At 71.5% G+C, this 5996-nt stretch carries 8 protein-coding genes; 2 read left to right on the forward strand and 6 right to left on the reverse strand.

Annotated elements, in window-relative coordinates; all coding sequences use genetic code 11:
• Window positions 1-436, forward strand: a 436-nt coding sequence (locus A612_RS05460; RefSeq protein WP_019373529.1) for a CreA family protein, incomplete at its 5' end; no start/stop codon positions are given.
• A gap of 19 nt (window positions 437-455) precedes the next feature.
• On the opposite strand, the gene A612_RS05465 is transcribed toward A612_RS05460, so the two are convergent.
• Window positions 456-1124 carry a DsbA family oxidoreductase gene (locus A612_RS05465; RefSeq protein ID WP_019373530.1) on the reverse strand — a complete coding sequence of 223 codons (669 nt, stop codon included), beginning with the start codon at window positions 1122-1124 and terminating at the stop codon, window positions 456-458.
• On the reverse strand, window positions 1121-2668 hold the full coding sequence (locus tag A612_RS05470; protein WP_019373531.1) for a class I adenylate-forming enzyme family protein: 1548 nt from the start codon (window positions 2666-2668) through the stop codon (window positions 1121-1123). Before A612_RS05470 ends, A612_RS05465 begins: the two co-directional genes overlap by 4 nt.
• A 129-nt stretch (window positions 2669-2797) precedes the next feature.
• Here A612_RS05470 and A612_RS05475 point away from each other — a divergent pair, with 129 nt between their 5' ends.
• Complete coding sequence (locus A612_RS05475; protein ID WP_040436168.1) at window positions 2798-3172, forward strand: response regulator; 375 nt, start codon at window positions 2798-2800, stop codon at window positions 3170-3172.
• Between the two features lie 38 nt (window positions 3173-3210).
• Here A612_RS05475 and A612_RS05480 read toward each other — a convergent pair whose 3' ends face one another.
• The 4 genes from A612_RS05480 to A612_RS16450 all read right to left on the reverse strand — a co-directional run.
• Window positions 3211-4392, reverse strand: coding sequence for a hybrid sensor histidine kinase/response regulator (locus A612_RS05480; protein WP_019373533.1), 1182 nt, complete (start codon window positions 4390-4392; stop codon window positions 3211-3213).
• Entirely contained in the window at window positions 4389-4964 is a 576-nt protein-coding gene (locus tag A612_RS05485) for a chemotaxis protein CheB (RefSeq protein WP_019373534.1), read from the reverse strand. Before A612_RS05485 ends, A612_RS05480 begins: the two co-directional genes overlap by 4 nt.
• Entirely contained in the window at window positions 4961-5794 is an 834-nt protein-coding gene (locus A612_RS05490; RefSeq protein ID WP_019373535.1) for a CheR family methyltransferase, read from the reverse strand. The genes A612_RS05485 and A612_RS05490 overlap by 4 nt, the downstream gene beginning before the upstream one ends.
• Before the next feature lie 23 nt (window positions 5795-5817).
• Window positions 5818-5996 (reverse strand): response regulator (locus tag A612_RS16450; protein ID WP_141630329.1); only part of this gene is annotated, 179 nt, incomplete at its 5' end.

Raw genomic sequence — 5996 nt, forward strand, 5'->3', positions numbered from 1 at the left:
GGCCGGCGCCGCCGCCGCCCAGGCCGAGCGCATCGGCAGCGTGGACACGGCCTTCCAGTGGCTGGGGCGCGACCACGACATCGTCGTCGAGGCCTACGACGACCCGCTGGTCGCCGGCGTGACCTGCTACGTCTCGCGGGCGCGCAAGGGCGGCATCAAGGGCACGCTCGGGCTGGCGGAAGACCGCGCCGAGGCTTCGATTGCCTGCCGGCAGGTCGGACCGATCGCCTTCGACAAGCCGCTGCCGCGCCAGCAGCAGGTCTTCAGCGAGCGCATGTCGATCCTCTTCAAGCGCCTGCGCGTGGTGCGCATGGTCGATGCCCAGCGCAACGCGCTGGTCTACCTGACCTACTCCGACAAGCTGATCGACGGCTCGCCGCAGAACAGCCTCTCGGCCGTGCCCGTGCCGCGCGAGACGCCGATCCCGGTGAAGTGAGGGCGCGCGGCGCAGCGGCTCAGCCGCGCTGCGCCGCCACCTGGCGCAGCGCCTGCTCGAAGACCTCCGCCGGCTGGCCGCCCTGCACCAGGTGCCGGCCCTCGATGACGACCGCCGGCACCGAGCGGATGCCCAGCGCCTGCCAGTGGCGCGCGCGCTCGCGCACCTGCTCGGCGAACTCGCCGCTCTCCAGCACCTGGCGCGCACGCGCCGCGTCCAGGCCCAGCTCGCCTGCGAGGCGCAGCAGCACCGCCGGCGCGCCCGGGTTCTCGCCGCGGCGGAAGTAGGCTTCGAACAGCGCGCCCTCGAGCGCGTGTTGCTGCCCCGGCGCGCCCTCCTCGCCCAGCCAGTACAGCAGCCGGTGCGCGTCGAAGGTGTTGTAGCTGTGCGTGCGCCGCTCCAGGTCGAACTCCAGCCCGATCGCCCGCGCGCGCTCGGCGATGGCCTGGTGCATCTGGTCGAACTGCGCGGGCGTGCTGCCGTACTTGCGCGCCAGGTATTCGCGCAGCGGCTCGCCTTCCGGGCCCATGTCCGGGTTCAGCTGGAAAGGCTGGGTGTGCAGCTCGAGCCCGATCTTGCCGGCCAGCCGCTCGCGCACCAGTTCCAGCGTCCGGAAAGCGATGGCGCACCAGGGGCAGACCAGGTCGGAGACGAAGTCGATGCGCAGGGTCTTGATAGCGGGATTCATGCGTGGGTTTCCTCGGTAGGTGGGCGCTCGGCCCAGGCGCGCAGCGTGGTCTTGAGCACCTTGCCGTAGCTGTTCTTGGGCAGCGCCGGCACGAAACGGTAGGCCTTGGGCCGCTTGAAGCGCGCGATGTGCGCCAGGCACAGCGCGTCGAGCTCCTCGGGCGCAACGGGCTGCGCGCCTTTGGCGACGACGAAGGCCAGCACCGATTCGCCCCATTCGGCGTCGGGGCAGCCGATCACCGCCACTTCGGCCACGCGCGGATGCAGCAGCAACACCTCCTCGACCTCGCGCGGGTAGATGTTGGAGCCGCCGGAGATGATCACGTCCTTGGCGCGGTCGCGCAGCGTGAGAAAACCGTCTTCGTCCAGGCTGCCGATGTCGCCCGTGTGCAGCCAGCCGCCGCGCAGCGTGCGGCTGCTCGCCTCCTCGTCGGCCCAGTAGCCCGCCATCACCGGCTCGCCGCGCACCACCACCTCGCCCATCTCTCCGGCGGGCAGCGCCCGGCCCTCCTCGTCCACCACGCGCACCTCGACGCAGGAGTGCGCCACGCCGACCGAGGCGATGCGCTCGGCCCAGCGCGGATGGGCGGTGTCGGCGATGTGCGCGCGCGGCAGCGCCGTGATGGTCATGGGGCACTCGCCCTGGCCGTAGATCTGCACGAATTTCTGGCCCATCACGGCCAGCGCCCGGCGCAGGTCCTCCACGTACATCGGCCCGCCGCCGTAGACGATGGTCTTGAAGCCCTCGCAGGCCGCCCCCGTGGCCTCCAGGTGCGCCACCAGGCGCTGCACCATGGTCGGCGCGGCGAACAGCGACAGCCGCCCGACGGCGGACGCCAACTCCGCCAGCTCGGCGGCATCGAAGCCGCCCGACTCGGGCACCACGTGGCGCGCGCCGCGCAGCATGTGGGCGTAGTGGTACAGGCCCGCGCCGTGCGACAGCGGCGCGGCGTAGACCATGGCGTCGCGCGCGTCCACCCCGTCGACGTCGGCGAAGTAAGCCAGCGTCATGGCCAGCAGGTTGCGGTGCGTCTGCATCACGCCCTTGGGGCGCCCGGTGGTGCCGGAGGTGTAGAACAGCCAGGCGATGTCCTCGGGTGCGCGCTCGGTCAGGGCCAGGGGCGCGCCGCGCGCCGCGCGCTCCCAGTCGGGGCCACCGAGCGCCAGCAGCCGGACGCCGCTCCCGTTGCCCGCGGCCCGGGCCACTGCCTCCAGCGCCCCGGGGGCGCAGAGCGCGACGCGCGCCCCGCTGTGCGCCAGCACGTAGGCCAGTTCGCGCTCGTGCAGCTTGTGGTTGACCGGCACGCACACGCCGCCCGCCCAGTGGATGGCCTGCAGTGCCTCCAGGTACTGCGGGCAATTGGCGGCCCAGAGCGCGACGCGCTCGCCGGGCGCCACGCCGCAGGCCGTGCGCAGGTGGCCGGCCAGGGCCGCCACGCGCGCGCCCAGGGTGCCGTAGCTGTGCAGCACGCGCGCGCCGTGCAGCAGCGCCGGGCGGTCGGCATGGACGCGGGCACTGCGGGCGAGAAGGTGGGCAAGGTTCATGTCGGGGCAGCGGCAAGGGGTGGAGACGGGCGCGGCGCGGGCTCTCGGGCCATCGTCCTACAGCGCGGGTCGGCAAGGACTGGCCACAATGGAAGCATTCATCCAACCCGAACCATGGAGAGCATTCCCTTGCGCATCCTTTACGTTGAAGACAGCCACGAACTGCGCGACACCATCGCCATGCTGATGGAAGGTCCCGGGCGCCGCATCGTGGCCTGCGCCAGCGCCGAGGAAGCCCTGAGGCATTGCGCCGACGAGGGCGGCTTCGACCTGGTGGTCACGGACATAAGCCTGCCCGGGATGTCCGGCACGCAGCTGTGCCAGGCGTTGCTGGAGCGCGACCCGCAGCAGCGCATCGTCCTGTGCTCCGGCTATCCGATCGGGGCGGAGTTGCGCCAGGCCGGCCCGCACATCCACGTCCTGCCCAAGCCCTTCGACATCGACGCGCTGGAAGGGTTGCTGGACAGCATCCAGGCCGAGCTGCAGGGCGCAGGCGTCGGCTGACGCTGACGCGGCCCGCGCGCGTGGCGCGCCGCGGTGCCTCATTCCCCGGCCGCCCGGGTTGCGCTGCTGCGCGGCAGCCAGACCGTGAACACGGTGCGTCCGTCGGCCGAGTGGACCTCGATGCGGCCGCCGTGCGCCTGCACGATCTGGTGCACGATGAACAGGCCCAATCCCAGGCCCTTTTGCTCCCCGAGCGTGCTGCTGCGGCCGCGGAAGGGCTCGAACAGCCGCGGCAGCAGCGCGGGCGGGATCTGCCCGCCATTGGACACCCGCAGCACCACCGCATCGGCCGCCGTGCCGTCGAGCTCCAGCTCCACCGGCTGGTCGGCGCTGCCGTGGTGCATGGCGTTGCCCAGCAGGTTGGCCAGCACCTGTCCCAGGCGCGCCTCGTCCCAGGCGCCGCGCAGGTCGCCCGCGCACTGCAGGCGCAACTCGCGCTGCGGATGGGCCGCCCGCACCTCCTGCAGCACGCGCTCGACCTGCTGGCGCAGGTCCATCGGCGCCGCCAGCATGACCAGCCCGCCGCTTTGGCGCGCGCGCGTCACGTCCAGCAGGTCTTCGATCATCGACAGCATGCGCCGCCCCGCCTGCTCGGAGCGGGCCGCCAGCTCGCGCACGCGCCCCGGCTCCAGCGGGCGCTGCAGCATCGCCGCACCCGCCAGGATGGCCGACAGCGGCGAGCGCAGGTCGTGCCCCAGCACGGCCATGAACATCTCGTTGATGTAGAGCTCCTCGGTGCGCCGCTGCAGCTCGGCAGCGAGCGCCCGCTTCTGGCGCTGCAGGTCGAAGAACACGCGTGCCTTGTTGATGAGCATGTGCGGGTCGATGGGCTTGTAGAGAAAGTCCACCGCCCCGGCCTCGTAGCCCTTGAACTGGCGGCGCTGGTCCTGCGCGCCGGCGGCCATGAAGATCAGCGGGATGTGGCGCGTGCGCTCCGAGCCGCGGATCAGCTCGGCCAGCTCGAAACCGTTCATGTCGGGCATCTGCACGTCCAGCAGCGCCAGCGCCACGTCCTCGTGCTGCAGCAGCAGCTCCAGCGCCGCCGGGCCGGAGTCGGCCTTCAGGATGTCCACCTCCTCGCCCTGCAGCAGCGCCTCCAGCGCCACCAGGTTTTCCGCGACGTCGTCCACCAGCAGGCACTTGACGCGCGAGCAGGCGCCGGCCGACGCGGCGTGCGGGCCCGCGGGCGATGGCGTCGGCGGCTGCGGCGCAAAGATCACGGCGTCCTCCCTGGATGCAACTGGTTGAGCAAGGGCGCCAGCGCCTCGGGCGCCAGCAGGTGGTTGGGTTGCAGGAGCCTCAGCGCCGCCTCCGGCATGGCCGGCGCGCGCGCGCTCTCGGGCGACTGCACGATGGTCCTGCCCCCGGCGCGCTGGACGGCCACCAGCCCCTGCGCTCCGTCGGCATTCGCCCCCGACAGCAGCACTGCCGTGAGGCCCGCGCCATAGACGTCGGCCGCGGATTCGAACAGCACATCGATCGAGGGCCGGGAAAAATGCACCGGCGGTGCGATGGACAGGGCCAGTGTCGGCCCGGTGTCCACCAGCACATGGTAGTCGGGCGGCGCGAAATAGATCGTACCAGCCTCGAGCGGCTCCTTGTCCTGGGCCTCGCACACCGCCAGCCGGCAGCGGCGCACGAAGATATCGCACAGCAGGCTGGGCTGCTCGCGCGGCAGGTGCAGCACCACGATGACCGGCGCGCCCAGCGCAGGGGCCAGCGCCGGCAGCGCTTGGCCCAGCACCTCGATGCTCCCGGCCGAGCCGCCGATGGCGATGGCGCGGCCGCTCATGTCCCGGCCTTCTTCTGGTAGATGCGCTCGCGCGCGGCGAACTCCTCGAACTGCCCGCCGTGCGCGGAAAAGCGCAGCGATTCCTTGCTGCCCAGCCCGAGGAAGCCGCGCCGGCACAGCGATTCGTGGAACAGGCCGATGGCCCGGTCCTGCAGCGGGCGCTCGAAATAGATCAGCACGTTGCGGCAGGAGATCAGCTGCATCTCGGCAAAGACGCTGTCGGTCGCCAGGCTGTGGTCGGAGAACACGATGTGGCGGCGCAGGCTCTTGTCGAACACCACCCGGCCATAGGCGGCGCTGTAGTGCTCGGACAGCGAGCTGCGCCCGCCCGAGCGCGCGTGGTTCTCGCTGAAGCCGGGCACACGCTCGATCTCGTACACGCCCGCCTCGGCCTTGTGCAGCGCCGCCGCGTTGATGTCGGTCGCATAGATCAGCGAACGCTCCAGCAGCCCCTCCTCGCGCAGCAGGATGGCCATGGACCAGACTTCCTCGCCGGCGCTGCAGCCGGCGATCCAGATCTTCAGCGACGGGTAGGTGCGCAGGATCGGCACCACCTTCTCGCGCAGCGCGCGGAAGTACTCCGGGTCGCGGAACATGTCGCTGACCTGCACCGTCAGGTACTGCAGCAGCTGCGGGAACACCGCCGGGTCGTGCAGCACCAGGTGCTGCAGCTGCGACAGGCTGCTGCAGCCAAAGTGCGTGAGGGCGGTCTGCAGGCGCCGGCGCAGCGAGGCCTGGGCATAGCCCCGGAAATCGTAGTGGTAACGGCGGTAGATGGCCTCCACCAGCAGTTGCTGCTCGATCTCGGCGGTCCGGCGGGCTTGTGGCACGGCTCATTCCTCCGGGCGGCGGCTCACTTGGGCATCCACACGCGCACCAGCGACAGCAGCTTCTCCACGTCCAGCGGCTTGGCGATGTAGTCGCTCGCCCCGGCTGCCAGGCATTTCTCCTGGTCGTCCTTCATCGCCTTGGCGGTGAGCGCGATGATCGGCAGGCGGCGCCACTCGACCCGCTTGCGGATCTCGCGCATCG

It is taken from the genome of Melaminivora alkalimesophila, assembly GCF_000282995.1.
GTDB lineage: Bacteria > Pseudomonadota > Gammaproteobacteria > Burkholderiales > Burkholderiaceae_C > Melaminivora > Melaminivora alkalimesophila.

Coding starts and splice junctions, on each gene's coding strand:
- A612_RS05470 (WP_019373531.1), bottom strand. CDS start 2,668: ATGAACCTTGCCCACCTTCTCGCCCGCAGTGCCCGCGTCCATGCCGAC.
- A612_RS05465 (WP_019373530.1), bottom strand. CDS start 1,124: ATGAATCCCGCTATCAAGACCCTGCGCATCGACTTCGTCTCCGACCTG.
- A612_RS05485 (WP_019373534.1), bottom strand. CDS start 4,964: ATGAGCGGCCGCGCCATCGCCATCGGCGGCTCGGCCGGGAGCATCGAG.